The 25805-nt window shown below is 66.9% G+C and carries 22 protein-coding genes; 13 read left to right on the top strand and 9 right to left on the bottom strand.

The window, feature by feature from the left end:
- Positions 1-59 precede the first annotated feature (59 nt).
- Both ACSYHF_RS06915 and ACSYHF_RS06910 read right to left on the bottom strand, forming a co-directional pair.
- The gene (locus ACSYHF_RS06915) at positions 60-1457 is read right to left on the bottom strand and encodes a glutamine synthetase family protein (RefSeq protein ID WP_088025507.1); all 1398 of its coding nucleotides are present in this window, start codon (positions 1455-1457) and stop codon (positions 60-62) included.
- On the bottom strand, positions 1454-2215 hold the full coding sequence (locus ACSYHF_RS06910) for a gamma-glutamyl-gamma-aminobutyrate hydrolase family protein (protein WP_447576200.1): 762 nt from the start codon (positions 2213-2215) through the stop codon (positions 1454-1456). The genes ACSYHF_RS06915 and ACSYHF_RS06910 overlap by 4 nt, the downstream gene beginning before the upstream one ends.
- A gap of 200 nt (positions 2216-2415) precedes the next feature.
- On the opposite strand from ACSYHF_RS06910, the gene ACSYHF_RS06905 reads away from it, so the two are divergent.
- Both ACSYHF_RS06905 and ACSYHF_RS06900 read left to right on the top strand, forming a co-directional pair.
- The gene (locus ACSYHF_RS06905) at positions 2416-3654 is read left to right on the top strand and encodes an NAD(P)/FAD-dependent oxidoreductase (protein ID WP_194442127.1); all 1239 of its coding nucleotides are present in this window, start codon (positions 2416-2418) and stop codon (positions 3652-3654) included.
- A gap of 225 nt (positions 3655-3879) precedes the next feature.
- Complete coding sequence (locus ACSYHF_RS06900; protein ID WP_032954066.1) at positions 3880-5472, top strand: MASE1 domain-containing protein; 1593 nt, start codon at positions 3880-3882, stop codon at positions 5470-5472.
- Between the two features lie 159 nt (positions 5473-5631).
- Here the strand turns inward: ACSYHF_RS06900 and ACSYHF_RS06895 are convergent, their stop codons facing one another.
- Positions 5632-6120, bottom strand: coding sequence for a hypothetical protein (locus ACSYHF_RS06895; RefSeq protein WP_032954065.1), 489 nt, complete (start codon positions 6118-6120; stop codon positions 5632-5634).
- Positions 6121-6578: 458 nt separating this feature from the next.
- On the opposite strand from ACSYHF_RS06895, the gene ACSYHF_RS06890 reads away from it, so the two are divergent.
- From ACSYHF_RS06890 to ACSYHF_RS06880, 3 genes are all read left to right on the top strand, one after another.
- A complete protein-coding gene (locus tag ACSYHF_RS06890; RefSeq protein ID WP_005415918.1) occupies positions 6579-8141 on the top strand; it encodes an MASE1 domain-containing protein in 1563 nt (520 codons plus the stop codon).
- 94 nt (positions 8142-8235) lie between these two features.
- A complete protein-coding gene (locus ACSYHF_RS06885) occupies positions 8236-9573 on the top strand; it encodes a diguanylate cyclase (RefSeq protein WP_065177473.1) in 1338 nt (445 codons plus the stop codon).
- A gap of 90 nt (positions 9574-9663) precedes the next feature.
- Entirely contained in the window at positions 9664-10125 is a 462-nt protein-coding gene (locus ACSYHF_RS06880; RefSeq protein ID WP_005415916.1) for a bacteriohemerythrin, read from the top strand.
- Here the strand turns inward: ACSYHF_RS06880 and ACSYHF_RS06875 are convergent.
- Both ACSYHF_RS06875 and ACSYHF_RS06870 read right to left on the bottom strand, forming a co-directional pair.
- Positions 10106-11407 (bottom strand): MFS transporter, encoded by a 1302-nt coding sequence (locus tag ACSYHF_RS06875; protein WP_111177050.1) that lies wholly within the window; start codon positions 11405-11407, stop codon positions 10106-10108. The two genes, ACSYHF_RS06880 and ACSYHF_RS06875, sit on opposite strands and share 20 nt — an antisense overlap.
- A 239-nt stretch (positions 11408-11646) precedes the next feature.
- Positions 11647-13143 (bottom strand): aldehyde dehydrogenase, encoded by a 1497-nt coding sequence (locus ACSYHF_RS06870; protein WP_065177402.1) that lies wholly within the window; start codon positions 13141-13143, stop codon positions 11647-11649.
- A 104-nt stretch (positions 13144-13247) separates the two neighbouring features.
- On the opposite strand from ACSYHF_RS06870, the gene ACSYHF_RS06865 reads away from it, so the two are divergent.
- From ACSYHF_RS06865 to ACSYHF_RS06835, 7 genes are all read left to right on the top strand, one after another.
- Positions 13248-14600, top strand: a complete 1353-nt coding sequence (locus ACSYHF_RS06865; RefSeq protein ID WP_111177052.1) for an aspartate aminotransferase family protein — start codon at positions 13248-13250, stop codon at positions 14598-14600.
- Between the two features lie 63 nt (positions 14601-14663).
- Positions 14664-15572 carry a plasmid replication/partition related protein gene (locus tag ACSYHF_RS06860; protein WP_375367253.1) on the top strand — a complete coding sequence of 303 codons (909 nt, stop codon included), beginning with the start codon at positions 14664-14666 and terminating at the stop codon, positions 15570-15572.
- Between the two features lie 65 nt (positions 15573-15637).
- Entirely contained in the window at positions 15638-16924 is a 1287-nt protein-coding gene (locus ACSYHF_RS06855) for a DUF445 domain-containing protein (protein ID WP_375367863.1), read from the top strand.
- A 245-nt stretch (positions 16925-17169) separates the two neighbouring features.
- Positions 17170-17484 carry a DUF3649 domain-containing protein gene (locus ACSYHF_RS06850; RefSeq protein WP_005415910.1) on the top strand — a complete coding sequence of 105 codons (315 nt, stop codon included), beginning with the start codon at positions 17170-17172 and terminating at the stop codon, positions 17482-17484.
- Positions 17481-19118, top strand: a complete 1638-nt coding sequence (locus tag ACSYHF_RS06845; protein WP_447576199.1) for a PepSY-associated TM helix domain-containing protein — start codon at positions 17481-17483, stop codon at positions 19116-19118. Before ACSYHF_RS06850 ends, ACSYHF_RS06845 begins: the two co-directional genes overlap by 4 nt.
- Positions 19115-19444, top strand: coding sequence for a DUF3325 domain-containing protein (locus tag ACSYHF_RS06840; protein WP_338167740.1), 330 nt, complete (start codon positions 19115-19117; stop codon positions 19442-19444). Before ACSYHF_RS06845 ends, ACSYHF_RS06840 begins: the two co-directional genes overlap by 4 nt.
- A 29-nt stretch (positions 19445-19473) precedes the next feature.
- Positions 19474-19947, top strand: a complete 474-nt coding sequence (locus ACSYHF_RS06835; protein WP_338167739.1) for a hypothetical protein — start codon at positions 19474-19476, stop codon at positions 19945-19947.
- Positions 19948-20068: 121 nt separating this feature from the next.
- Here ACSYHF_RS06835 and rlmKL read toward each other — a convergent pair whose 3' ends face one another.
- Complete coding sequence (gene rlmKL, locus ACSYHF_RS06830) at positions 20069-22207, bottom strand: bifunctional 23S rRNA (guanine(2069)-N(7))-methyltransferase RlmK/23S rRNA (guanine(2445)-N(2))-methyltransferase RlmL (protein ID WP_061478530.1); 2139 nt, start codon at positions 22205-22207, stop codon at positions 20069-20071.
- A 145-nt stretch (positions 22208-22352) separates the two neighbouring features.
- Positions 22353-22880, bottom strand: a complete 528-nt coding sequence (locus tag ACSYHF_RS06825) for a hypothetical protein (protein WP_447576198.1) — start codon at positions 22878-22880, stop codon at positions 22353-22355.
- Between the two features lie 72 nt (positions 22881-22952).
- On the opposite strand from ACSYHF_RS06825, the gene ACSYHF_RS06820 reads away from it, so the two are divergent.
- Positions 22953-23519 (top strand): N-acetylmuramoyl-L-alanine amidase, encoded by a 567-nt coding sequence (locus tag ACSYHF_RS06820; RefSeq protein WP_111007601.1) that lies wholly within the window; start codon positions 22953-22955, stop codon positions 23517-23519.
- Positions 23520-24079: 560 nt separating this feature from the next.
- On the opposite strand, the gene ACSYHF_RS06815 is transcribed toward ACSYHF_RS06820, so the two are convergent.
- Positions 24080-24982: a sulfurtransferase gene (locus ACSYHF_RS06815; protein WP_111174650.1), complete on the bottom strand. Its 903-nt coding sequence runs from the start codon at positions 24980-24982 to the stop codon at positions 24080-24082.
- Positions 24979-25782: a CoA pyrophosphatase gene (locus ACSYHF_RS06810; RefSeq protein WP_447576197.1), complete on the bottom strand. Its 804-nt coding sequence runs from the start codon at positions 25780-25782 to the stop codon at positions 24979-24981. Before ACSYHF_RS06810 ends, ACSYHF_RS06815 begins: the two co-directional genes overlap by 4 nt.
- Between the last annotated feature and the right edge of the window lie 23 nt (positions 25783-25805).

The raw sequence follows: 25805 nt of genomic DNA, 5'->3' as shown, positions 1-25805 counted from the left end.
CGGGGCCGGCGACGGGTGCCAGCCTACCCCCCGGCGGCGGATTTTTCTATTCCAGATGCTCAGACGTTCAGCAGCAGGAACTCGCGCTCCCACGAGCTGATGACGCGGAAAAAGGTCTCGTATTCCTTGCGCTTGACCGAGATGTAGGCGCGGCAGAAACGCTCGCCCAGCAGGGCCTGGAGCTCGCTGCACTGCTCCAGCCCGTCCAGCGCCTCGCCCAGCGAGCGCGGCAGGTTGTAGCCCAGTTCCTTCGCGCTGCCGGTCACCGGCGCGTCCGGCGCCAGCCGCTCGCGGATGCCGAGCAGGCCGCAGGCCAGGGTGGCCGCCATTGCCAGGTACGGATTGGCGTCGGAACCAGCGAACCGGCTCTCCACGCGCATGTTTTCCGGTGTATCCAGCGGCACGCGCAGGCCGCAGGTACGGTTGTCGAAACCCCAGTGCACGTTGCTCGGCGAGACCTCGCCGAACACCAGGCGCCGGTAGGAATTCACGTTCGGCGCGAAGAACGCCATCGCCTGCGGCGCGTACTTCTGCAGACCGCCCAGGTAGTGGCCGAACACCGGGCTGAACTCACCCTCAGCATCGGTCTCGCCAGCGAACACATTGCTGCCATCGCTCACCCGCACCAGGCTCTGGTGGATGTGCATGGCACTACCGGGCTCGTTCTCCATGGGCTTGGCCAGGAACGTGGCGTACACCCCGTGGCGCATCGCCGCCTCGCGCATGGTGCGCTTGAACAGGAACACCTGGTCGGCCAGGTCCATCGCATCGGCATGGGTGAAGTTCACCTCCAGCTGTGCTGCGCCGGATTCGTGGATCAGCGTGTCCACGTCCAGCTTCATCGCATCGGCGTAGTCGTACATCAGGTCGAGGATCGGGTCGAACTCGTTGACCGCGTCGATCGAGTACGACTGCCGCGCGGTCTCCGGGCGCCCCGAGCGACCGGCCGGTGGCAGCAGCGGGAAGTCCGGGTCGGTGTTCTTCTGCACCAGGAAGAACTCCAGCTCCGGCGCCACCACCGGGCGCAGGCCCAGTTCCGCATAAGCCGCCAGTACGCGGCGCAGCACGTTGCGCGGCGCAAGCTCGTGCGGTTCGCCGTTCTTGGTGTAGCAATCGTGGATGACCTGCGCGGTGGCGTCGGCCGCCCACGGCACCATGCGCACCGTGTCCGGATCGGGCCGCAGCATCATGTCCGAGTCCGACGGCGAGGTCAGGTCGTAGTAATCGTCAGGGAACTCGCCGGTGACGGTGGTGGCGAAGATGCCTTCCGGCAGGCGCGTACCGTAGTCGTGCGAGAACTTGTCGGCAGGAATGATCTTGCCGCGCGCGTTGCCGGTGATGTCCGGCACCAGGCATTCCACCTCGGTGATGCGCCGCTCCTTCAGCCAGCGCAGCAGGCTGCTTTCCTGCGGTGCGGGGGGCGTGGCCGTCTTGCGCGGGCGCGTTCGGGAACTCATCGGGAATCCAGTCGGTTCTGTTGGTGCTGCCGGCAAGCTTGGCCGAACGCACGGAAAATAGCGTGATAGAACGGCGTCTGCGTGACACGCCGCTCCGGATGCCACTGTACGCCGAGCACAAATCCATGGTGCAGGCTGCGCGCTGCCTCGACCAGTCCGTCATCGGCCATGGCCTCGACCTGCAGGCCCTGCGCGAGGCGGGCGATGCCCTGTCCGTGCACCGAATTGACCTGCGCGCGGCCACTGCCGTGCCACTGCGCCAGCCAGCCATCGGCGGCCAGGGTCACCGCATGGGCCGGCCCATACTGCACTTCCACCAGCGCCTGCGGGTCTTCGCGATGGTCGGCCAGGCCGGGCACCGCATGCACCTGCGGATGCAGGCTGCCACCCAGCGCGACGTTCAATTCCTGGAAACCACGACAGATCGCCAGCACCGGCAGGTCCAGCGCCAGCGCTTCGTGCAGCAACGCAAAGGCATTGGCATCCCGGGCCGGATCATGCGGATTGCCTGGCCAGCTGCGGCCACCCTCGTAGTGCTGCGGTTCGATATTGCTGACCGCGCCGGTCAACAGCAGGCCATCGAGCCCAAGCAGCCAGTCGCTGGCCGGCAACGGTGGCTGCAGGCTCGGCAACACCACCGGGGTCACCTCGGCCGCCTCGGCCAGCGCGCGCACGTACTTCTCGCCGGCCACCGCGAAACGGTGGTGGCCGAGCACGGTGCTGTCGGTGGGCAGGCCCACCCAGGGCAGGCGGCGCATGGGGTCACTCCTTGGCGTGCCGACACGTTACCCGTCGCCTGGCAACGGCGGCAAGTCGCTGTCGTCACACCGCAGCTGCCGCGCATCGGCGAAACTACCGGGGTGAACGCTGATCGACCTGCCCTGCTCCGCCCTCCCGCACTGCACCCGCGAGGCCTGCAGTGAGCGCCGCGTTTCCGCCCAGCTGGTATGCCTCCAGCCTGCCCGAACCACCCGCACTGCCCTCGTTGCAGGGGCAGGTGCAGGCCGACGTTGCGGTGCTGGGCGCCGGCTATACCGGCCTGACCGCCGCACTGGAACTGGCCGCGCGTGGCCAGCGCGTGGTGGTGCTGGACGCACAGCGGGTCGGCTGGGGCGCGTCCGGCCGCAATGGTGGCCAGGCGCTGGCCGGCTATGGCTGCGAGGTGGACGAACTGGAGCGTCAGCTCGGCCGTGACGATGCGCGCCACCTGTTCGACTGGTCGCGCGAAGCGGTACAGGCGATGCGCAGGCGCATCGATCGCCATGGTATCGACTGCCATTGGGTGGAGGGCCACGCCAGCGTCGCCATCCGCGAACGCCACGAGCGCGACCTGCACGCCAACTGCGAGCACCTTCAGCGCCACTACGACTACCCGATGCAGTGGTGGGACCGTGATGCCCTGCGCGCGCAGCTGGACAGCCCGCGCTACCGCGCCGCGATGTTCGATCCGCACAGCGCGCACTTGCACCCGCTGGCCTATGCGCGTGGCCTGGCCGATGCGGCGCGCGCGGCCGGCGTGGTGATCCACGAGAACTCCGCAGTGACCCGCGTGCAGCGCGGACCGCAGCCCACCCTGCATACCGCGCGGGGCAGCGTGCGCGCTGCGCACCTGGTGGTTGCCGGCAATGCCTGGCTGCAGGGCCTGCTGCCCGAGCTGGAACGCCGGATCATGCCGGTCGGCACCTATATCGGCGCCAGCGCGCCGCTCGGTGCCGAGCGCGCCCGCGCCCTGATCGGCAACAACATGGCCGTGGCCGACACCGCGTGGGCACTGGACTATTTCCGCCTCAGCCACGATCACCGGCTGCTGTTCGGCGGTCGCGCCAGTTACTCGGCGTTGCCCCCACCCGGCCTGCACGGGGTGATGCAGCGGCGCATGCACCAGGTGTTTCCACAACTGGCCGACGTGCCGCTGGAGCAGGTCTGGGGCGGTTACGTGGACATCACCCGCAACCGCGCCCCGCATTGGGGCCGGCTGGACGGCAACCTGTACTTCGCGCAGGGGTTCTCCGGCCATGGGGTGGCCGCCGCCGGGCTGGCCGGCGAAGTCATCGCCGCCGCGATTGCCGGCCAGAGCGAGCGCCTGGACGTGTTCCAGCGGCTGCGGCATGCGCCTTTCCCTGGCGGCCGGCTGCTGCGCACGCCGCTGCTGGTGGCGGCGATGTCGTGGTACAAGCTGCGGGATGCGTTGTGGTGAAGATTCTGCATCTCCACCTGTATTGAACGTTCTGACAAGCGCACCGCAGCGCTGATCGTGCTGCACACGTCACAGATTTTCACGCAACATGTGTGATGGATGGTTGGTCAATTACCTAAATGCGCAGCTGTGCAATTGCATAATCGTTCGCAGACCGATAACGTCCTGAGAAACCGGGCCCCGCGGCGAATGGAAGCTGACAGGGGACACGTAGGAGAGGGGGACGTGCGATTGGACTGGTGGAAAGAAGGATTGTTGCTGAAGGTGCGCATTCGTCCGGCTGGCCTGATGCTTGCCTTGCTTTATGCAGTTGCCTATTGGGCAACCCGACAGCTGTCGCTGGATCAGTTCTATTTGCCAGCCGGCATCCGGGTGGCGGCCGTACTGTTGTGCCCGCCGCGCCTGTGGCCTTATCTGCTGCTGGGCGAATATGCGTACTTTGCACAGTCCCGCGTGCCAATGATCGAGAAGTACGGCCTGACATGGGTCATTGTTGCCTCCGCGTTCCTCATGCCCGCAGTGATGTTGATTGTGAAGCTGCAACGGCGACTGATGGCGGAGTCGCAGACGATCGGCCTCTTGTTGATTGCCGCCGCTTCCAGCGTCGTTATTACTCTGCTGAACCTCAGCTTTTCCCATCTGCTCTGGCCAACACCCCCTTCCACGCCCTTCCTGACCAATGCGGCGCGTTACAGCGTGGGCGACTTCATCGGCATTCTGACGGTGGCCCCCATCGCCATGCTGTGGGCGCGACAGGACGTGGGGCAGGAGTGGAACGCTGGACGAAAGACCCCGATGCTGGCGGCACTTTCGTTGATGCTGCTGATCGGGATAGCAGCAACTCAACTGCCCGCAGACTGGGTTGCGCTGAAGGCAACGCTCCTGCTGCTGTTGGCACTCCCCGCGGCCGCACTTACCTGCCTGTATGGCTGGAAGGGTGCCGCCCTTGCAGTGCCGGTGCTCAACATGGTCATCGGCCTGACCACGCCCAACACACATCCAACCGCATTCGATCCAGCGGCCTTCATCACCCAGCAGATCATGGCGATCAGCGGCATCGTATTGCTGTTGCTCGGATCACGCATCACCCACTTCTACCATCGTTACAGGCTGCGCGAGATGGGGGAAAGGGACGCCATCCATCTTGCGAGGAGCTCGCAATTGGCCAGCGAGATGGAGCTGCGTGAGCGTGCCCTGCACCTTCGCAAGCTCGGCGACGGCATTGATACGTCGCTGGTTGAGCTGGCCGACTGGCTCAAGGCCCAGGGACATCACGCAGTGGCCAGCAGCCTTCTGCATACCTCAAATGTACATTCGCGGCTCTTTCGCGAACAGACAAGCATGGTCTATCCCTCGGGCCTGGAGCATCTTGGGCTTTACGTGGCTTTGCAGGCTGGCGGCATCCGTGAGTCATGGAAGCTGACGGAGCGCGTTCTCCGCCCGGATCTGAAGGGCGACCCCTGCAACCTGAGCGTGGAACTGCAGTTGGCCGCTTACCGAACACTCATTGATGCGGTCTCCATTCTTCTCAAGCATGAAGGTGGCCAGATTCGCATTCGTGCAAGGTGCGGCGGAATGGGTTCCAGGCGCGGAATCCTCATGGTCGTGTCGCTGCTGGAGTCGCGTCGGCGCCTTTCCCAGCAGACAACCATGGCAGCGTTCGAGCGGCTGTCCGGGCGAACCCTGCCCTATGACGGGACCGTTGACTGCTATGGCAACCGGGTCAGGATTCTGTTCCTCGACCGTGAATCAAAACTTGAGGCAGTGCCCAGCGCTCCATCGCAGTACAGCTGCCCCGCACCCTCTGCGCTGCAGTAGTGCATTTCACAGTCAAGCGGCCGGAGCGAACCAAAGCAGCGGAATCGCATAAGCGTCCCGCTCATCCCCTGGCCAAGGGCGTCATGGGCACCCGGCGAACATCCGGGTGCCCATGCAGCCCGACACTCAAGCTCGCCGATATCCCGGCAACAGGCAGTATCAGGGTGCCTCTACCGCCCACAACACATCAGCTCCGCCAGCATATCTGACCAGCGTGAATGCGGAAGACCGATAGACAACCGTTCTGGTGGCTTTTGCGGGAACAGGCAGGCGCTGCTCCGGCAACGACACCCTCGCAGATGGGTCACCTGCCGGCAGCACCCAGAACGTGCCCGCAGCATTGCCGATCACGATGTGCACGTGCCCTGCGAGATCGTTTACCTGGAAATAGTCCATGCCATCGCGCTCGAACCCATAGACCAACCAGCCGGGATCCACGCTCAGGTCTTGTGCCTGCGGAATCGACTGGCCGAGTCCTTGGCCGGCCATCTTGATTCCATGGTCGTCACCCGGGGCAAAAGCAAAAACGGATACCGGCACCAACATCAATGCACCAGCAAATGCATGAATTCGGAAACTTCTCACACTAACCTCCAGGTTGGATGCAATACGGATCAAGAAGGATGCTACCGCCAATCGCATCAGCATATACCGGGCGGACTCCGTAGTGCCCATGGGACATAATCCACTGGATCGATGCAAACCCATGCCACGCCGATGCTGTGTCCGAAATCGCCAATACCTGCATCGAAACCCGCCACGGTGCAGGTCAGTGGCATCTGAGACAAGGACCTGGACAAGCGCGTGTAACTGCAGGACATCGTCGATTGTGTGATGGGGAACACAGCGGACAGCATCAACTGCCCAATGTGCCTGGTGCAACGGCTAAAACGTGATCGAACCGTGGGCGCGCTGATTGTGGAAGATTAACCGTCCGTTGGTGGCTATGCCGCCGCACTGCCGGGCGTGTAGGGCCACGAAGCACAGGAAGCCGCCAATTGCAGCGCAAAGGGAGGCCACGCACCTCGATTGCGCCCTTCTCCAACTGTCGATAATGTCTTCGGAAGTGGCCAGTCATCATTGGCCGGGAGACGGGAGACGCGGGCTTGGAGCGATTCAAAGAATCGATTGAACTGAGCTTCCGGATCCGACCCGTCGGAATCGCACTCGCGGCCGTCTACGCCCTGAGCTGCCTTGCCTCCCGTCAGTTCTCGCTGGATCAGTTCTTCCTGCCTGCGGGCATCCGGGCAGCGGCACTACTGATCGTCCCGACCCGCCTGTGGCCCTACCTGCTGCTTGGGGAGTACGCGTACTTCGCAACCCTGCGCATCCCCATGATCGATAGCTACGGCCTGGTCTGGGTCATCCTGGCCTCGACTCTGCTGATGCCGCTGGCGATGCTGGTGGTCTACTTGCATCGCATGAGAATGCCATCAGAGTCCGCCACCGGCCTCTGGCTGCTGTCGCTGACCTTCTGCACGGCATTGTTCGTCCCGGCTCTCAATATGGGCATTTCATTTGCTCTGTGGTCGAACCCGCCGCCCAGCAACCTGCTTAGCGCAGTTGATCGCACGATCTTTGGCCACTTCGCCGCCATCATCACCCTCGTGCCGTTGGCATTCCTCTGGTCGCGACGACACGCGGATCCCAATTGGACGCGCCGCTTTGCTGCGCCTACGGTCACGGCCATCCTGGTGATGCTGGTCCTGGGCCTGTGCATGCAGCTGACGGCCATCAGCGCCCACACCACACGCACCCACCTGGTGCTGCTGTCCTCCCTCCCAGCGATCGCCCTGACCTTCATGCATGGGTGGCGTGGCGCTGCCATCGCGATTCCGCTGTTGAACCTTCCACTCCATTTCGCCACACCCAGCACCGGCCTACCGTCCTCGTTCGACCTGGGCACCTTCGCCACCCAGCAGAACATGGCCGTGATGAGTGTCGCACTGCTCGCACTGGGATCCAGCATCAGCTATCACCATGAGCGTGCACGGTCCCGTGGACTGGCTGAGGAAACCACATTGCGCTTGGCACGCAGTTCGCATCAGACCCGTGAGCGTGAGCTTCGCGAGCGCGCCTCCCATCTCAAGCAACTCGGCGAAGGCATGGACAGCTCGCTCGGCGAGATGGTCAGCTGGCTGAAGGCGCAGGGGCATCATGCCGTGGCCAACAGCCTGCAGCACGCCTCATCCGTGCACTCGCGGCTGTTCCGTGAACAGGCCAGTCTGGTCTACCCCACGGGGCTGGAGCAGGTTGGGCTGTATATCGCGCTTCGGGTTGGCGGCGCATGCGAGACCTGGAACAACTCCCATCGCGTGATTCCGCCCCGGCTGGAGGGCAACCCCTGCTTGCTGACGGTGGACCTGCAACTCGCCATCTATCGCTCGCTGATCGAGGCGGTGTCGCTGCTGCTGGAGCTGGAATCGGGACAGGTCAGCGTGCGCGCCCGGAGCGGCCAGGCTGGCGAACGCCGCGGCATCGTGGTGGTTGTGGGCCTGCTTGACCGTGGTTGCACGCTGTCGAACCGGACCGTTCAGCAAGCCACCGAGCGTCTGGCCGGCCGGATAATGGCCTACGGCGGCACGGTGCATTGCCGTAGCAACCGGCTCCGGCTCGTCCTGCACGAATCGATTGCGGGTACAGCGGCGGCATTCGCATCGCCTGCCTGACCGGGAACGACGCGCAGGGCACGCTGCTCCGCTAAAGTTACACCCGAAACCGCCGCTATCCGTGCCGAGCCCCTCCCTCGTGAGCCACCGCATCATGCCCGTGCTGCCGCAGGCCGCCGTCGATGGCGACCTGGCCGATCCGCTGCCGCAGCGGATCCTGCTGGTCGAAAACTCCCGTGCGTTCACCGGCATGCTGCGCGAAGCCATCGAGCAGCGCCTGGAACTGCCGGTGGTGATCGCCTCCACCCTGGCCGAGGCCGACCGGCTGCTCAGCGAAGGCGGGGGCTGGTTCCTGGTGCTGACCGGACTGGTGCTGGCCGACGGCGACCGCGATGCGGTGGTCGAGTTCTTCCTCAAGCGCGACCTGCCGACGGTGGTGGTCAGCGGCGTTTACGACGAGGACCTGCGCAAGCGCGTACTACAGCAGCAGATCATCGACTACGTGCTGAAGAACACCCCGGGCAGCATCGACTACCTGGTGTGGCTGGTGCAGCGGCTGGAACGCAACCGACGCATCGCCGCGCTGGTGGTGGACGATTCGCCGTCCGCCCGTGGCTATGCCGCCGCCCTGCTGCGCATGTATGGGCATGAGGTGCACGAAGCCGCCGACGGCAACGAGGGCCTGGCTGCTATCGAGGCGCATCCGGCGATCCGCCTGGCGGTGGTCGACCAGGAAATGCCCGGCATGCAGGGCGTGGAATTCACCCGTCGCCTCCGCACCCTGCGCTCGCGCGACAAGGTGGCGGTGATCGGCATCTCCGGCAATACCGACGCCTCATTGATCCCGCGCTTCCTGAAGAACGGCGCCAACGATTTCCTGCGCAAGCCGTTCTCGCGCGAGGAGTTCTTCTGCCGCGTCTCGCAGAACGTGGACCAGCTGGAGCTGATCGGCACCCTGCAGGACCTGGCCACCCGTGATTTCCTCACCGGCCTGCCCAACCGACGCTTCTTCCTGGAGCAGAGCCAGCGTCAGCTGCCGCAGCTGCAGCTGCACGGCCAATGCGTGGCGGTGGCGATGATCGACATCGACCACTTCAAGCACATCAACGACACCCATGGCCACGAAGCGGGCGACGACGCGCTGCGCGCGGTGGCCGGCGCGGTGACCGCGCATGCACGCAGCCACGACCTGATCGCGCGCTTCGGCGGCGAGGAGTTCTGCCTGCTGGTGCCAGACATGGAACAGGACGAGGCGCTGCTGTACTTCGAGGAGCTGCGCCAGCGCATCGCCGCACTGGAGGTGGACATCGGCACCGCTACCCTGCGCATGACGGTCAGCATCGGCCTGTGCTGCCTGCGCCCGCAGCGCGATGCGCTGCACCGGCTGATCTCCGAGGCCGACCGCCAGCTGTACCTGGCCAAGGCCGGTGGCCGCAATCGGGTCAGCTGCACCACGGTGGCCAGCCCGCTGCGTCCACGCGAGCCGCGCTGACCTGACCGGCTCGCTTTGATCCAGATCAACGCCGTTCCCGCACGGCAGCTCTACAGTCGGCCCCGACATACGCATGAAGGGGAGCCGGGGATGGCACTACTGGTCTGGCAGGACGATCTGAACATCGGCATCGATGTGATCGACCAACAACACCGCCGCATCATCGAGATGCTCAACCACCTGCACGTGGCCCAGTCCAGCCTGCAGCGCGCGGCAGTGGGTGAAGTGATCGACGAGGTGGTCGACTACACCATGTCGCACTTCGCGTTCGAGGAAGAGCTGATGGAGGAAGCGGGCTACCCGTTCTGTGCCGCGCACAAGCGCGTGCATGAGATCTTCATCAAGCGTGTGGCCGAGTACCGGCTGCGCTTCCAGGCCGGCGAGGACATCAGCGATGAACTGCGCACGATGCTCTCGCGCTGGTTGTTCAACCACATCCGCGGCGATGATCAGGCCTATGCCGAACAGGTCAAGGCACACCTGAACCAGTTCACCCGCGAGCACCAGGGCGGTGGCTGGCTGGGACGCACGCTCAAGCGCTTCTTTGGCTGAACCGCAGCGCGCGCCGGTGCAGTGCCACCAGCGCGCACAGCGTCGCTGCCGCAGTCAGGCACAGGTAGTAGCCGACCGCGACCAGACCGAAGCGTTCGGCCAGCCAGGTGGCCAGGTACGGCGCCGGTGCCGCACCCAGAATGCCGGCCAGGTTGAATGACAGCGATGCGCCGGTGTAGCGCACCTCCACCGGGTAGATCTCGGCCAGGAAGGTACCGCAGGGACCATAGGTCAGGCCCATCAGGAACAGGCCCAGGCACAGGAAGGCGGTGACCATCCACGGGCTGTGCGGCTGGAACAGCGGCGCGAACAGCACGCCGAAACCGATGATCAGCACGCTGGCCACGATCATCGTGCGGCGCGTCCCCCAGCGGTCGCCATAGCGCGCCGACAGCGGGATGCCCAGCGCGAAGAACAGCATGCCGGCCATCTGCATCAGCAGGAACTGCTCGCGGCTGTAACCCAGCACCGCCGTGCCATGGCCGAGGCTGAACACGGTCATCAGGTAGAACAGCACGAAGGTGGCGAACGCGCCCAGGGTACCCAGCAGCATCGGCACCGGGTGGTCACGCAGCACCGTCCACATCGGCAGCCGCACCGGCGCCTTGCGCTCCAGCGCCTGCTTGAAGTCGGGGGTCTCGTGGATGTTCAGCCGCACCCACAGGCCGAGGCCGACCAGCAGCGCGCTGGCCACGAACGGAATGCGCCAGCCCCACTGCAGGAAATCGTCCTGGCTCAGGCAGCGGCCGAGCACCAGGAAGATACCGGCCGACAGCAGGAAGCCCAGCGGTGCACCCAGCTGCGGGAACATGCCGTACCAGGCGCGCTTGCCCGGCGGTGCGTTCTCGGTGGCCAGCAGCACTGCCCCGCCCCACTCGCCGCCCAGACCCAGGCCCTGGCCGAAACGGCACAGCGCCAGAAGCGCCGGCGCCCACAGACCGATCTGTGCGTGCGTCGGCAGCAGGCCGATCAGCACCGTGGACAGCCCCATGGTCAGCAGCGCAGCCACCAGGGTGGCCTTGCGGCCGATGCGATCGCCGAAATGGCCGAACACTGCCGAGCCAACCGGGCGTGCGATGAAGGCCACCGCGAAGGTTGCCAGCGACTGCAGCAGGGCTGCCTGTTCGCTGCTGTCCGGGAAGAACAGGTGCGGGAACACCAGCACCGCGGCCGTGGCGTAGATGTAGAAGTCGAAGAACTCGATCGTGGTACCGATCAGGCTGGCCAGCAGAACACGACGGGGGGAATTCACGGGCGGCGCGGCAGCGGTGATCGAGGACATCGGCAACACGGGAAATGGCAGATCGACCGATTCTGCCACGGGCTGGCGGCGGTACGGCACGATGGTTTCAGCCGACACCGATGCCGACGAGGGGGCAGGCGCCTCCTGTAACGTCGAGACATGCTCGACGGTTCTTCGCGAGATGCAGCCGAGCATGGCTCGGCTCTACAGAAGAACGAACGGCAGTCGAGCATCGCTCGACTCTACAGAGAGCGAACAGCCGTCCAGCAATCGCGTCGTTACAGCTGCATCCAGGTGGCCTTGATCTCGCTGTACTTGTCGAACGCATGCAGCGATTTGTCGCGCCCGTTGCCGGACTGCTTGTAGCCCCCGAACGGAGCGGTCATGTCGCCGCCATCCCAGCCGTTCACCCAGATGCTGCCGGCACGCAGCTGGCGCGCGACGCGGTGGGCTCGCCCCAGGTCCCGTGTCCACAGGCCCGCGGCCAGGCCGTAGCGGCTGTCATTGGCCACGCGCACCGCTTCGGCCTCGTCTTCGAAACCAAGCACAGCCAGCACCGGCCCGAACACTTCCTCGCGCGCCAGTGCCTGCTCCGGGCGCACCTGGTCGAACACGGTGGGCTGGACGTAGCTGCCGCCGGCTTCCACTTCGGCGCGCCGCCCACCCAGCAGCAACCGGGCACCCTCGCCTTCGGCGCGCGCGATATCGTCCATCACCTTGTCCAGGTGCGCGGCATCCACCAGCGCGCCCATCGGCGCATCGGGGTCCAATGGATGGCGGGGGTGCATGTGCTGGCCATAGGCAACCACCTGATGCACGAAATCCTCGCGGATCGAACGCTGTACCAGGAGCCGCGAACCTGCGGTACAGACCTCGCCCTGGTTGAAGAAGATACCCTGTGCCACCGCCTTCGCGGCGGCGTCCAGATCAGGGGCGTCGGCGAACACCACATGCGGGCTCTTGCCGCCACATTCCAGCCAGACCCGCTTGAGGTTGGATCGCCCTGAACACTGCAGCAGCTTCGCGCCCGTGGCCGTGGAGCCGGTGAAGGCGAGCACGTCCACATCCATGTGCAGGGCCAACGGCTCACCGACGCGCGCACCGTGCCCCGGCAGCACGTTCAGCACGCCCTCTGGCAGGCCCGCTTCGGCGGCCAGCGCCGCCAGCCGCAACGCACTCAAGGGCGAGCGCTCGGACGGCTTGAGCACCACCGAGTTGCCCATGGCCAATGCAGGCGCGATCTTCCAGCAGGCCATCAGCAGCGGAAAGTTCCACGGAACGATCGCGGCCACGACCCCGGCGGCCTCGCGCGTGACCAGTCCCAGTTCGTGCGGGCCGGTCGGCGCGATCTCGCCGTACAGCTTGTCCACGGCCTCGGCGGTCCAGCGCAGGCAGCGCACCGCACCTGGCAGGTCGATGCGGCGCGCATCACGCACCGGCTTGCCCATGTCCAGGGTTTCCAGCAGGGCCAGCTCGTCGGCATGCGTTTCGACCAATGCCGCCAGCGCCAACAGCACGCGCTTTCGCTGGGCCGGGCTGGCCTGCGACCAGTGGCCGGCCTCGAAGCTGCGCCGCGCGGCCAGTACCGCGCGCTCCACGTCCTGTGCGTCGCAGTCGGCGACCGCCCCCAGTACGCGACCGTCGATCGGGCTGACGCAGTCGAAACGGGCGCCGCTGGCTGCATCGACATAGCGGCCATCGATGAAGGCCTGGCCTGGCATCGACAGCTGGAGGGCCAGTGCCTGCCAATGGCTGCGGTCGGGAAAATCGGCCATGGGAAGCTCCAGCATTCTACGAGCCTTGGTTATACCGGGGTCACCGCGACTCCGCCGTGACGTGGCTGCGCTACATTCGTCGCATCGGACCCGACGGAGCTGGCATGAAGCGTCCCGGAAGCGACCTGCACGACCTGACCACACAGCGCCCCGAGTCACTGGACGCTTACTGGATGCCATTCACCGCCAACCGCCAGTACAAGGCGGCACCACGCATGCTGGTCCGCGCCGAAGGCATGCACTACGAAGACATCGATGGCCGACAGATCCTCGACGGCACCGCCGGCCTGTGGTGCTGCAACGCCGGCCACGCGCGACCGCGCATCGTCGAGGCCATCGCCGGGCAGGCACGCACGCTCGACTACTCGCCCGCTTTCCAGATGGGCTCGCCGCCGGCCTTCGCGCTGGCACAGCGGCTGGCCGCACTGGCTCCGGCCCCGCTCAACCATGTGTTCTTCACCAGCTCCGGCTCGGAGGCGGTGGATACCGCGATGAAGATCGTGCTGGCTTACCACCGCCAGCGTGGCGAGGGCCAGCGCACGCGCTTCATCAGCCGCGAGAAGGCCTATCACGGCGTCGGTTTCGGTGGCATGGCGCTGGGCGGTCTGCCCAACAACCGCAGGGCGTTCGGCCTGCAACTGGGGGGCGTGGACTATCTGCGCCACACCCTGGACCTGCAGCGCAACGCGTTCAGCAAGGGCCTGCCGCGCCAGGGCGCGGAGCTGGCCGACGACCTGGAACGGCTGATCGCGCTGCATGACGCCTCGACGATTGCCGCCGTCTTCGTCGAGCCCATCGCCGGCTCCGCCGGGGTGATCCTGCCCGCGCCCGGATACCTGCAGCGCCTGCGCGAATTGTGCGACCACCACGGCATCCTGCTGGTGTTCGATGAGGTCATCACCGGTTTCGGCCGGGTCGGCATGCCCTTCGCCGCGCAGCGCTTCGGGGTCACACCGGACCTGCTGACCTTCGCCAAGGCGGTCAGCAACGGCGCGGTGCCGCTGGGCGGCGTGCTGGCCAGCGACGCCGTGCATGCCACGCTGATGCAGGCCCCGCCGCAGGCCATCGAGCTGTTCCACGGCTATACCTACTCGGGTCACCCGCTGGCCTGCGCCGCAGCGCTGGCAACACTGGACGTCTACGCCGAGGAGCGCCTGTTCGAGCGCGCCATCGAACTGGGCGAGTACTGGCAGGAACGGCTGCACGCGCTGCAGGGCCTGCCCAACGTGATCGACATCCGCAACTTCGGGCTGGTCGGCGCGGTCGAGCTGGCACCGCGCCGCGATGCCCCTGGCAGCCGCGGCTACGAGGTGTTCCGGCGCTGCTTCCACGATGGCCGGCTGCTGGTGCGCTGCACCGGTGACATCATCGCGCTGTCGCCGCCGCTGATCGTGGACAAGGCGCAGATCGACCAGATCACCGGCACCCTGGGCGAGATGATCCGGGTCACCGCCTGAGCCCGGGCCGGCGGCGGCGAGCGGGTACAATGGGCGGTTCCGCTCCTGCTCGTTGCCGTGCCCATGGATATCGTCGTCAAAGAAGAACTCAAGGCCTACATCGACCCGCTGACCGCGGACGAACATGACGCGCTGGAGCGCAGCATCCTCGCCGAAGGCTGCCGCGATGCGCTGGTGCTGTGGGGTAATGTGCTGGTCGATGGTCACAACCGTTTCGGCATCTGCCAGAAGCATGGCCTGCCCTTCAACACCGTGCAGAACACGCGCTTCCAGAGCATGGAAGACGTTCACCTGTGGATGATCGAGCAGCATCTGGGCCGTCGCAGCGTGTCCGATTTCCAGCGCGGCGTGCTGGCGCTGCGCAAGCGCGACATCCTGGCCGCCCGCAAGCAGGTCGAGCAGGCGCAGCTGCAGCGCGAGAGCGACGGTACCGCCGAGATTGCCGATGAGGCGGGCGAGGACAGCCCGCCGTGGGAGCCGGCACCGAAGCTCAGCCGCGCCGAACTGGCCCGCGAAGCCAAGCTGAGTACCAGCCAGGTCGGCATGATCGAGCGCATCCATGCCCAGGCTGCACCCGAAGTGGTGGAGGCAGTGAAGGCCGGCGTGATCTCGATCAGCGCCGCCGCAGCCGTGGCCGATCTGCCCGAAGAGGAGCAACGCGCCGCCGCCGCCGGCGGCAAGGATGAGCTGAAGCAGGCGGCCAAGCGCGTGCGCGAATCCAAGCGCAAGCCGCGCGCGCCGAAGCCGGACGCGGCCGAGATGGACTTCGAGGAGCCCAGCGAGGACGAGATCGCCAGCCGCGACGCCGAGGTACTGTTGGCACTGGAACAGCTGGGCGAGGATGCCCCGGCCCTGCGCCGCCGCGTGGTCGCGTTGACCCGCGAGAACGACACCCTGCGCGCGCAGCTGGCCGCGCTGCGCAAGCAGGTAGTGCCGGCCGCTGGCCGGCAACTCCATGAAGGTATCGGGTGAACTGAAGATGCCGGCCAGCGGCCGGCACTACCAGATGCTCATGCCGTGCCGGTTAGACTTCCGGCATGACGCCTGCCCACGATCCGCGCCGCGCCCAGCTGCGGCGCCTGAAAGCCCTCGCACTGGGCCTGCTGCTGTTGATGCTGGCCGGATTCGCGGTCAGCCATTGGCACGGCGAACGCGGCATCTGGGCCTGGGTTTCGGCCTTCTGCGAGGCTGCTGCGGTCGGCGCGCTGGCCGACTGGTTCGCAGTCGTTGCGCTGTTCCGGCGGCCAATGGGCCTGCCGATTCCGCACACCGCGATCATCCCGCGCAGCAAGGAACGCATCGGCGACAGCCTGGCGCTGTTCGTGCGCGACCAGTTCCTGGAACCGGGTGTGCTGCTGGCCAAGCTGAAGGTGTTCGATCCGGCCAGTCGTCTCGGTAGCTGGCTGGCCGACCCGGCACGCTCGCGGATGCTGGCCGACATGGCCCGCGGCTGGGCGCTGCAGGCACTGGATTTCTTCGACGAAACCGCGGTGCGGCGGCAACTGCATGCCTTCGTGGTGCAGCAGCTGCGGCAGTGGAACGCTGCTGCCACCGCCGGTGAACTGCTGGCCCTGCTGACCGCCGATGGCCGCCACCAGCGCGTGCTGGACGAGGGCCTGCAGCGCCTGGGACGCTGGCTGGAGCAGCCGGAGGTGAAGGAGCGCGCCTCGCAGCTGATCGTGCGCTACATCCAGCGCGAATGGCCGACGCTGTCGAGCACGGTGAACTGGGTCAAGCCAATCGACGAGATCGGCGACAGCCTGGCCGAACGCCTGGCGCGGGCGGTACTGGAAGAACTGCAACAGGTGCTGGCCGAGCCGCAGCATCCGCTGCGCCAGGATTACGAGACCTGGCTGCAGAACTACGTGCAGCGCCTGCGCGAAGACCCGGCGCTGGCTGAGCGCATCGAACAGCTCAAGCAGGACATGATCGACCACCCCGCCCTGCAGGACTACGTGCAGGGGCTGTGGGCGCGTATCCATGCCAGCCTGCGCGCCGACCTGCAACGCGAAGACTCTGCGCTGGTCGGACACCTGCGGCGCAGCCTGGCGTCGCTGGGCAGCAGCCTGCAGGCCGACCCGGCCCTGCGCGAGGCCCTCAACCAGCACCTGCTGGAAGGTGCGCAGCGCCTGACCGGCCGCCTGCGCGAGGGCGTGACCACGCATATCGCGCAGACCGTGAAGGGCTGGGATGAGCGGCACCTGGTCGAGCAACTGGAACTGAGCGTGGGTCGCGACCTGCAGTTCATCCGCTTCAACGGCACCCTGGTGGGCGGGTTGATCGGCCTGCTGCTGCATGCGGCAACCGTGGTGTTCAGTTTCTAGCCCCGGCCAACGCCCACGATCAGCACGCTTGATTCATGAAATGCGAATACATATCATTTGCTGATCGGTTGTACGCTTAGCCAAACGGGCACCAAAAACGTGCCCATCGCCCGTGTACTGCCCCGACTTCTGGGCTGCCCGTCTGCGCGGGCAGTGCTTCGTCGATGGGACACGCTGGGCGACATGCGCAGGGCGCAAGGGGGCCGCGGACGCGTTCCATCCCTTCTCCTACCTTCAGGAACGCCGTGGACCGCTCGCCCACACCCGCCAGCCCCCGCACCTTGTTCTCCAGCCCGCGCTGGGGCGTGCTGTCACGCGCTTTGGCCGCGATTTTCGGCGGCTATGCGCTGGCCTCGATGACCAGCGTGTTCTGCGCGGTGGCGTTGCCCGGCGCGCGCGGCCAGACCGTGCTGACCGGCATGCTGCTGGCCATTGTGGTGGCTGCCTGCGCGGCGCTGTGGGCCTTTGCCACCCGCAGCGCACTGCGGGCCTGGGTCGGCATCCTCGCCCCCGCCCTGCTGATGGCGGCGGTCGCACGCCTGTTGGGCGCCTGGGCATGAAGAACGGATTCCGCCAGTCGATGGCCTGGCTGCATACCTGGACGGGCCTGCTGGTCGGCTGGTTGCTGCTGCTGATCTTCATGGCCGGCACGGCCAGCTACTACCGCGAGGAAATCAGTCGCTGGATGCGCCCGGAGCTGCCGTCCAGCAACGTCAGCATCGACGTGGCCGCGCAGCGCGCGGTGGACTACCTGCAGGCCAATGCGAGCCACGCCGAGAACTGGTTCGTCACCCTGCCGCAGCCGCGCAACCCGGCCATGCAGCTGTTCTGGCGGCTGCCACCGGAACTGGCCGACCCCAGTCGTGGCCGTCGCGGTGGCTTCGGCGACGCCACGCTCGACCCGAACACCGGCCAGGCACTGAAGGCGCGCGAGACCCGTGGCGGCGACTTCTTCTACCGCCTGCACTTCGACCTGCACTACATCCCGGTGTACTGGGCGCGCTACCTGGTCGGTTTCTGCGCGATGTTCATGCTGGTGGCGATCATCACCGGCGTCATCACCCACAAGAAAATCTTCAAGGACTTCTTCACCTTCCGCAAGGACAAGGGCCTGCGGTCCTGGCTGGATTTCCATAACGTCAGCGCGGTGATGGCCCTGCCGTACCACGCGATGATCACCTACACCGGCATCGTCACTCTGATGATCATGTACCTGCCGTGGGGGGTGAAAGTCGCCTACCCGCAGGACGAGGACAAGTTCTTCAGCGAAGCCTTCGGCGGCATGCCAGAGGTGACCGCGCCGGCGCAGGGCCGCGCCACGCCGCTGCCGATCGCACAGTTGCTGGACAGCGCGCGTGCGCACTGGCACGGCGTGGAAGTGGCCGGCTTCACCGTGTCCAACCCGGGCGCTGCCAATGCGGTGATTGACATCCGCCAACGTGACGGCAGGCGTTTGTCCACCGACACCCCGGCGCTGCGCTACGACATGGTCAGCGGTGCGCTGCTGGAAGAGACGCCACCGTCCGGCGGTGCCACCGCCACCCGTGGCGTGCTGTATGGCCTGCACCTGGCGCGCTTCGCCGACTGGGGCCTGCGCGCACTGTTCTTCCTGTCCGGCCTGGTCGGCTGCCTGATGGTCGCCAGCGGCGTGGTGCTGTGGGCGGTGAAGGAGCGTCCCAGGCATGCCAAGAACGGGCGTACCGGATTCGGCCTGCGCCTGGTCGATGCGCTGAACATCGGCACCGTGGCCGGCCTGCCGATCGCCTTCGCGGCGTACTTCTGGGGCAACCGCCTGCTGCCGCTGCAGATCGCCGAGCGCTCCAGTGCCGAGGCCAACGTGTTCTTCTGCGCCTGGGGCGCCGCGCTGCTGGCCGCCTTCATCTGGCCGAAGCGGATGATGTGGGCGTGGCAGCTGTACCTGGGTGCGGCCGCGTTCGCGCTGGTGCCGGTGGTCAATGTAGTGACCACCCATGCCCACCTCGGGGTCACACTGCGCAGCGGCGACTGGGTACTGGCCGGCGTCGATCTTTCGATGATCGCGTTCGGCGCGATGCTGGCGCTGTGCGGCTGGCGCATGCAGCGCTGGACGCCACCGCTGAGTGCGGCCGAGAAGAAGAAACGTGCGGCCGCTGCGGCTGCGCCGAAGGCATCGGTGAACACTGCAGAAGCGGCCGAAGCGGAGGCCAGCGCATGATGCTGCTGGCACTGGCGCTGTCGTTCTCTGCGTTCACCGCGCTGTCGCTGTCGATGGAAAAGCACCAGCACGACCTGCATGGCAAGGCCGCGGCCGCACCCGCACGGCGGATGCAGTGGCGGGTGCTGGGCTGGGCGCTGCTGGCGGCGGCGTTCGCACTGTGCGTGGCCGACCACGGCTGGGCGATGGGCCCGGTGCTGTGGCTGGGCGCGATGACCCTGGCCGGCGTGGCGCTGTCGTTCGGGTTGTATCCGTATCGTCCAACGTGGATTGCGCCTCTGGCGATCGCGCTGCCGGTGCTGGGGTTGGTGCTGGAATTGCTGTAGCCGCAGTACGTGGACGGCGGCGTCCACGCATGGCGTCGAACTACAATGCCGGTATGGATAGCGTGCTGCAGCGGATGTCTGGAATCGGCTTTTTTTCCCGGTTGGGTGAAAAACTGCCCACAACGGCCGGCGTCGTCGCCGTTCGATCGCTGGCCGAAGCACTGCGGACCGTCGATACCGATGGTTTCGAATGGATGCCCACAACACTGGGCGATTCGGATCCGTTTCACGGCGCCCTGCCCCATCCCGCCGAACTGGCCGACGCCCGACGCGAACTCAACCGCACGTTGATGCGCGCGCTTTCGGCCCTGGATCTGCCGGCACTGCGCTGTGGCGCACATGACCTGCAGCTGGTGGCGCGCGATGGGGCGATGTTCGCCTTCCGGCAACGCCTGCTGGAGATGCATCTCGGCCTGCCGGCACACTGGGAGCCTGTGCTTGCGCTGTACGAACAGGGTCATTGGCCCCTGGCCCATGCGCCGGGGCGATTGTTGGTGCTTTAGGCCGATCCACGCATGGCGTGGATCTACGGGCCAGATGGGGTAGTGCCGGCCGCTGGCCGGCATCCCGCGGACCTTCCACGGTTCTGACGCAGTTGCCGGCCAGCGGCCGGCACTACCGGGCTTACCCCAACCGCTTCAGTTCCCACGCGCGGTGGATGCGCGCGTTGCGCTCGAAATCCGGACCAATCGTGCGTGCGGTGATCTCGCGGCACTGGGCGAATTCGGCGATGGCGTTCTCTTCCAGCTTGAAGCGGCGGAAGTTGTTGGAGAAGTACAGCACGCCACCCGGTGCCAGCCGCGCCACCGCCGCCCGCAGCAGCTTCAGCTGTTCGCGCTGCACGTCGAAGTCATCGGCGCGGGCGGAATTGGAGAAGGTCGGCGGGTCACAGAAGATCACGTCGTACTGGCCGCGGTCGCCTTCCAGCCAGGCCATTGCATCGGCCTGGACCAGCAGATGCTGGTTGCCCCCCTGCCCGTTCAGCGCCAGGTTGTCGTAGCACCACTGCAGATAGGTGGCCGACAGGTCGACGCTGGTGGTGCTGGCGGCACCGGCCACGGCGGCCTGCACGCTGGCCACGCCGGTGTAGCAGAACAGGTTGAGGAAACGCTTGCCACGCACCTGCTCGGCCATCATCCGGCGCAGCGGGCGATGGTCGAGGAACAGGCCGGTATCCAGGTAATCGAACAGGTTCACCTGCAGCAGCGCGTTGTTCTCTCGCACCACGATGAACTCGTCGCGCTGCTCGAAGCGGCCGTACTTGCTGCCGCCCTTGCCGCGCTCGCGCGATTTCATCGACACCTGTTCCGGTGGCACGCCGAACACTTCGCGCGCGGCGGCCAGCAGCTCATTGCGGCGGCGGCGCACGTCGTTCTCGGGAATCGCCGCCGGTGCCGCATATTCCTGCACATGCAGGAAGGTACGCCGCCTGCCCCCCTCTTCCTCGTAGACGTCGATGGCCGCCGCGTACTCCGGCAGGTCGGCGTCGTAGGCGCGGAAGCAGGTGATGTCCTCGCGGGCACGCCAGCTCTTGAACTTCTTCAGGTTCTTGCGCAGGCGGTTGGCCACCATCTGCGCGCCTTCGCTCAGCTCGCGGGGCTGTGCCGGATCACGGCCCGGCACAGCGATCGGATCGCAGACGATCAGCGCGCATTCCAGCGCACCGTTGAACATCTGGTACTTCTTGCTGGCACGCAGGCCGGTGGCAAAGGCCAGTTCGTCATTGCCACAAAGCAGGCTGGCGCGCCACTGCGGCACCGCCTTCTGCAAGGCATTGCCCAGTGCACGGTACAACGCCGGATCGGCGGCCAGGCGCTCGTCGTACGGCGGGTTGCAGACCACCGCACCGATCTCCTGTTCCGGCGCGGCCAGGTCGGCGACATCGGCGCGGGTGAAACGGATCGCGTGGGCGACGCCGGCGACCTCGGCATTCTCGCGGGCCGCCTGGATCGCAGCCGGGTCGATGTCGCTGCCGTGGATGACCGGCTTCAGCGCGGCCAGACCGGCCGCTTCGCGCTCACGTGCTTCGCTCTGGATGGACTTCCAGGCCGCCTTGTCGAAGCCCAGCCAACGGCTCGGCGGCAGGCTGCCATGCCGCATCAGGCCTGGGGCAACGTCGGCGGCCATCAGCGCGCCTTCGATCAGCAGCGTGCCGCTGCCACACATCGGGTCCAGCAGGCCACCGCCGGCGGCATGCAGGCGCGGCCATTGCGCGCGCAGCAGCAGCGCGGCGGCCAGGTTTTCCTTCAGCGGCGCCTCGTGGGCGGCACCGCGCCAGCCACGGCGATGCAGCGGGCCACCGCCGAGGTCGATCGACAGCGAGGCGCGGCCCTTGCGCAGCGAGAGGTTGACGCGCACGTCGGGCAGATCGGTATTGACCGAAGGCCGCTCCAGGCCTTCGTCGCGCATGCGGTCGACGATCGCATCCTTGATCCGCTGCGCGGCAAAGCGTGCATGGGTGATTTTGTCGCCGGACACGTGCGCATCCACCGCCAGGGTCATCTCCGGCGAGATGTGCTCGTGCCACGGCAGTGCACGCACGCCGTCATACAGGGCCTGCTCGTCCGGGCAGTCGAACTCGTCGATCGGCCACAGCACCCGGCTGGCCAGGCGCGACCACATCACGATCCGCAGCGCCTGCGCCAGTTCGCCGTCGGCGTTGACGCCGGCAATGGTGGCGGTGGCCTTGCCAAGGCCCAGGGCCGACAGTTCATCGGCAAGCAGGTATTCCAGGCCCTTGGCGCAGGAGACGAAGAATTTCACGGGATCGGTTCGCAGGTGGTCGGGCGCGGCACAGGGGCCGGGCCGGTCGGAAAGGAGGGCCGTAGGCACGGCCGGCAGGCCCGCGCCGGGGGCGGCGGGGCTGCCATTGTAGTCAATGCGGGCGGGCGCGCCGTGCGCCCTGGCTTCACAGTTGCTGCAGCAGGCGCTCGAAGGCCTGCGCGGAGGCTTCCACGTGGCGCTCCAGGCGGTGGCCATCGTCAACCAGCAGCAACTGCGCCGAACGCGCCTGCGCCCAGGCAATCACGCCGGCAGCCGGTACCACATCGTCATGCCAGGCCTGCACCACCGTGGTTGGCACCGCAGCGGCGTCCAGCGCCGGCATCGGGCCCATGGTGGTCGGCGGCACCATCAGGAACAGGCCGGCTACCGGCACCTGCAGCGAGGCGATGGCGGAGATGTAGGCGCCCAGGCTGGAGCCGGCCAGCACCACCGGCCCCTGACGGGCGGCGATGGCGGCGCGTTCAACCAGACGGCGCAGGCGGGTCGGCACGTCGCCCACCCGGCTGACCTCGCTCATCGCGTCCAGGTCGGTGTAGTCGGGGCGCTCGTGGGTCCAGCCCAGGCGTTGCGCCACCTCGGCCAGCGCGGTGACCTTGGTCGCCTCCGGGCCGCTCTCGAAGCCATGGGAGAGGATGCAGTGGCCGCGGCTCATGCGCGTGCTCCGTGGGCGCGGGCCGACGAGGAAAGGGAAGGCAGGTTCATGCCGCAATGCTAGCATCGCCGGATGCCCAACCCGCTCCTGCCCGGCCTGCAGCTGCAGCCCCTGCCCTATCACGACCGACTGCCGCTGCGGGATCCCGCCTCGCTGGAAATGGTGGTGATCCACTGCACCGAGCTGCCCGATCTGGCGATGGCCCGCGAGTACGGCGAGCGCGTGCTGTACGACAGCGGCGCCGGCAACAGCGGGCACTTCTACATCGACCGCGATGGCAGCGTGGTGCAGTACGTGGCGCCGGAACGCGTGGCCCATCACGTGCGCGGCATGAACGCGCATACGCTGGGCATCGAGCTGGTCAACCGCGGGCGCTATCCGGACTGGTTCGACAGCCGCCACCAGGCGATGGACGAGGCCTACACCGAGCCACAGCTGGAAGCGCTGGAGCGGCTGCTGCTGGCGCTGGTGGCGCGCTATCCGTCGCTGCGGCGGATTGCCGGGCACGACCAGCTGGATCTGGAGCAGGTGCCGGCCAGCGATGATCCGACGCTGAGGGTGGCACGCAAGCGCGATCCGGGGCCCTTGTTCCCGTGGGCACGGGTGCTGGCGAAGGTGCCGCTGCAGGGGTTGGAGTAAGCAGCAGGGCTGCGCCCTGCACCTGCAGAGGCAACGTCAACGTCAAGAGCTGGCATTCCGAGGGATGGCGGGGTGGATCCGATTGCGGGGGACGCCGTAAAGCCCCAGGCCGGCCCAGCCGCTGGCGGCTGTGCGTTCGGGCGCTTGCGAAGCAGTGCTTCGCAAGCAAAGCGCCCTCACCCATGGCGGCTTGGCCGCGGCATCCATGCCGCGGACACCCCCGCAACCGGCCCCACCCCGCCTTCGACAGTTCTCCGCGATCCTTCGAATCGGCACGGGGTCGGCTCCCGTTGCTACGCAACGGGCTCTGACCCCGATTTTCGGTTGATGGGGTCAGAGCCGTTTTCCGTTGGAAAACGGATCCGACCCCGCGCGGCTCAGGCGCCGGTCGACACCGGGCGGCTGCTGTCGCTCACCCAACCGCTCCACGAATTGGTGGGTGTCGACCTTGGTCGGCACGGGGTCGGATCCCGTTGCCACGCAACGGGCTCTGACCCCCGATTTACGCTCGATGGGTCAGAGCCGTTTTCCGTTGGAAAACGGATCCGACCGCGCGCTTCTCAGGCGCCGGTCGCCACCGGGCGGCTGCTGTCGCTCACCCAGCCGCTCCAGGAATCGGCGTAGATGCGCGCGCCGCTCAGCCCCGCGCTTTCCATCGCCAGCAGCAGATGGCAGGCGGTCACGCCGGAACCGCACATCAGCACCACCTGCTGCGGATCGCGGTTGCCGATCACGCCCTGCAGTTCGGCGCGCAGCTCCTGTGCGTCGCGAAGGCGGCCGTCGAGTACGTTCAATGCGAACGGGCGGTTGACCGCGCCCGGCACATGCCCGGCCACCGGGTCCAGCGGCTCCACTTCACCACGGAAACGCTCACCCGCCCGCGCGTCGACCAGCCAGCCCGGCGCATGCTTCAGCCGCGCGGTGATTTCATCGGCGTTGGCGATCTGGGTGGTGTCGAAGCGGCCCGGGTAGGCAGGCAGCGCTGTCACTTCAGCCTGGCCGCTTTCCAACGTGTGACCGGCGGCCTGCCAGGCGGCGATGCCGCCGTCGAGTACGGCCACCCTGCTGTGACCGATCAGGCGCAGCAGCCACCACAGGCGCGAGGCGGCCATGCTGCCGTCGCTGCCATCGTAGACCACCACCTGGGTGTCGGGGCCGATGCCCCACTGCCCCAGCTTTGCAGCCAAGGCATCGCTGTCCGGCAGTGGATGGCGACCATGGCCGACGCGCGACAGATCAGACAGGTCACGATTCAGATCGGCATACACCGCACCCGGGATATGACCTGCCAGATACTGGCTGCTTCCCGCCTGCGGGTCGGCCAGCGAGGAGCGCGCATCGACCACCCGCACCGCAGTGCTGGCAGTGGCGCGTGCGTCGACCACGCGGATGCCTTCGCCCAACGCGGCAGCCAGGGTGGCGACATCGACCAGGGTGGTCCACGGCGGATCGATCAGCTTCATTGCACTTGCTCCAGGCGGCGACGCAGGTTGTAGAGAATGGCGGCGGTCGCCCCCCAGATGCGCTGGCCCGGCCAGCCATACTCAAGCACGTGGCGTACCCGGCCGCGATGGTTGATTTCGACCTGGCGCAGGCTGTCAGGCGCCATCAGGTAATCCAGTGGCACCTCGAATACCTCGGCCACTTCACTCGGCTGCGGCACTGGCACGAACTCCGGATCGACCACCGCCACCACCGGCGTGACGCGGTAGCCGGTGATGGTGACGAAGGGATCGAGATACCCCAGCGCCTGCACCTGGCCGGGCGCCAGTGCGATTTCTTCCTGGCTCTCGCGCAGCGCGGCCGCCAGCGCGTCGCGGTCATCGGGTTCGGTGCGGCCACCGGGGAATCCGACCTGGCCACCATGGGTGCGCAGTGTTTCGGTGCGACGGGTGAGGATCACCTGTGCGCCGTTGGCGCGCGGCACGATGCCGGCCAGCACCGCAGCCTCCACTGGAGGCCCGGGCGGCAGCAGGTCAACCAGCTCACTGCGGTTCCAGCCGTCGCCCGCAGGTGGTTGGGCCAAGGGGTGCAGCGCGCGCATCAGTCGTTCGTGGTCGGCCAGCGAACCGCGCAGGGACTGCTGCAGTTGTTGCCGCAGGGGCTGCACGCGATGCAGGATGCGGCTGCGTTCCTCGTTGCTCATCGACGACCACCGCGCGATCTCATCGATATGCCGCCCGCAGCCGGTGCATTGCCGGTGCGGATCCAGCGTGCACACTCCGATGCAGGGACTTGCGACAACACGCGCCGATTCTTCCATTGTTTGCACCCGCCAACAGTAGC

Source organism: Stenotrophomonas maltophilia group sp. P373, from assembly GCF_053295075.1.
The sequence above is the reverse complement of the archived record's forward strand: the minus strand, read 5'-3'. Positions and strand labels throughout refer to the sequence as shown.

Coding starts and splice junctions, on each gene's coding strand:
- ACSYHF_RS06860 (WP_375367253.1), top strand. CDS start 14,664: ATGGATATCGTCGTCAAAGAAGAACTCAAGGCCTACATCGACCCGCTG.
- ACSYHF_RS06880 (WP_005415916.1), top strand. CDS start 9,664: ATGGCACTACTGGTCTGGCAGGACGATCTGAACATCGGCATCGATGTG.
- ACSYHF_RS06825 (WP_447576198.1), bottom strand. CDS start 22,880: ATGAGCCGCGGCCACTGCATCCTCTCCCATGGCTTCGAGAGCGGCCCG.
- ACSYHF_RS06840 (WP_338167740.1), top strand. CDS start 19,115: ATGATGCTGCTGGCACTGGCGCTGTCGTTCTCTGCGTTCACCGCGCTG.
- ACSYHF_RS06835 (WP_338167739.1), top strand. CDS start 19,474: ATGGCGTCGAACTACAATGCCGGTATGGATAGCGTGCTGCAGCGGATG.
- ACSYHF_RS06895 (WP_032954065.1), bottom strand. CDS start 6,120: ATGCTGATGCGATTGGCGGTAGCATCCTTCTTGATCCGTATTGCATCC.
- ACSYHF_RS06820 (WP_111007601.1), top strand. CDS start 22,953: ATGCCCAACCCGCTCCTGCCCGGCCTGCAGCTGCAGCCCCTGCCCTAT.
- ACSYHF_RS06870 (WP_065177402.1), bottom strand. CDS start 13,143: ATGGCCGATTTTCCCGACCGCAGCCATTGGCAGGCACTGGCCCTCCAG.
- ACSYHF_RS06810 (WP_447576197.1), bottom strand. CDS start 25,782: ATGGAAGAATCGGCGCGTGTTGTCGCAAGTCCCTGCATCGGAGTGTGC.
- ACSYHF_RS06855 (WP_375367863.1), top strand. CDS start 15,638: ATGACGCCTGCCCACGATCCGCGCCGCGCCCAGCTGCGGCGCCTGAAA.
- ACSYHF_RS06815 (WP_111174650.1), bottom strand. CDS start 24,982: ATGAAGCTGATCGATCCGCCGTGGACCACCCTGGTCGATGTCGCCACC.
- ACSYHF_RS06915 (WP_088025507.1), bottom strand. CDS start 1,457: ATGAGTTCCCGAACGCGCCCGCGCAAGACGGCCACGCCCCCCGCACCG.
- ACSYHF_RS06875 (WP_111177050.1), bottom strand. CDS start 11,407: ATGTCCTCGATCACCGCTGCCGCGCCGCCCGTGAATTCCCCCCGTCGT.
- ACSYHF_RS06885 (WP_065177473.1), top strand. CDS start 8,236: ATGCCCGTGCTGCCGCAGGCCGCCGTCGATGGCGACCTGGCCGATCCG.
- ACSYHF_RS06865 (WP_111177052.1), top strand. CDS start 13,248: ATGAAGCGTCCCGGAAGCGACCTGCACGACCTGACCACACAGCGCCCC.
- ACSYHF_RS06845 (WP_447576199.1), top strand. CDS start 17,481: ATGAAGAACGGATTCCGCCAGTCGATGGCCTGGCTGCATACCTGGACG.
- ACSYHF_RS06910 (WP_447576200.1), bottom strand. CDS start 2,215: ATGCGCCGCCTGCCCTGGGTGGGCCTGCCCACCGACAGCACCGTGCTC.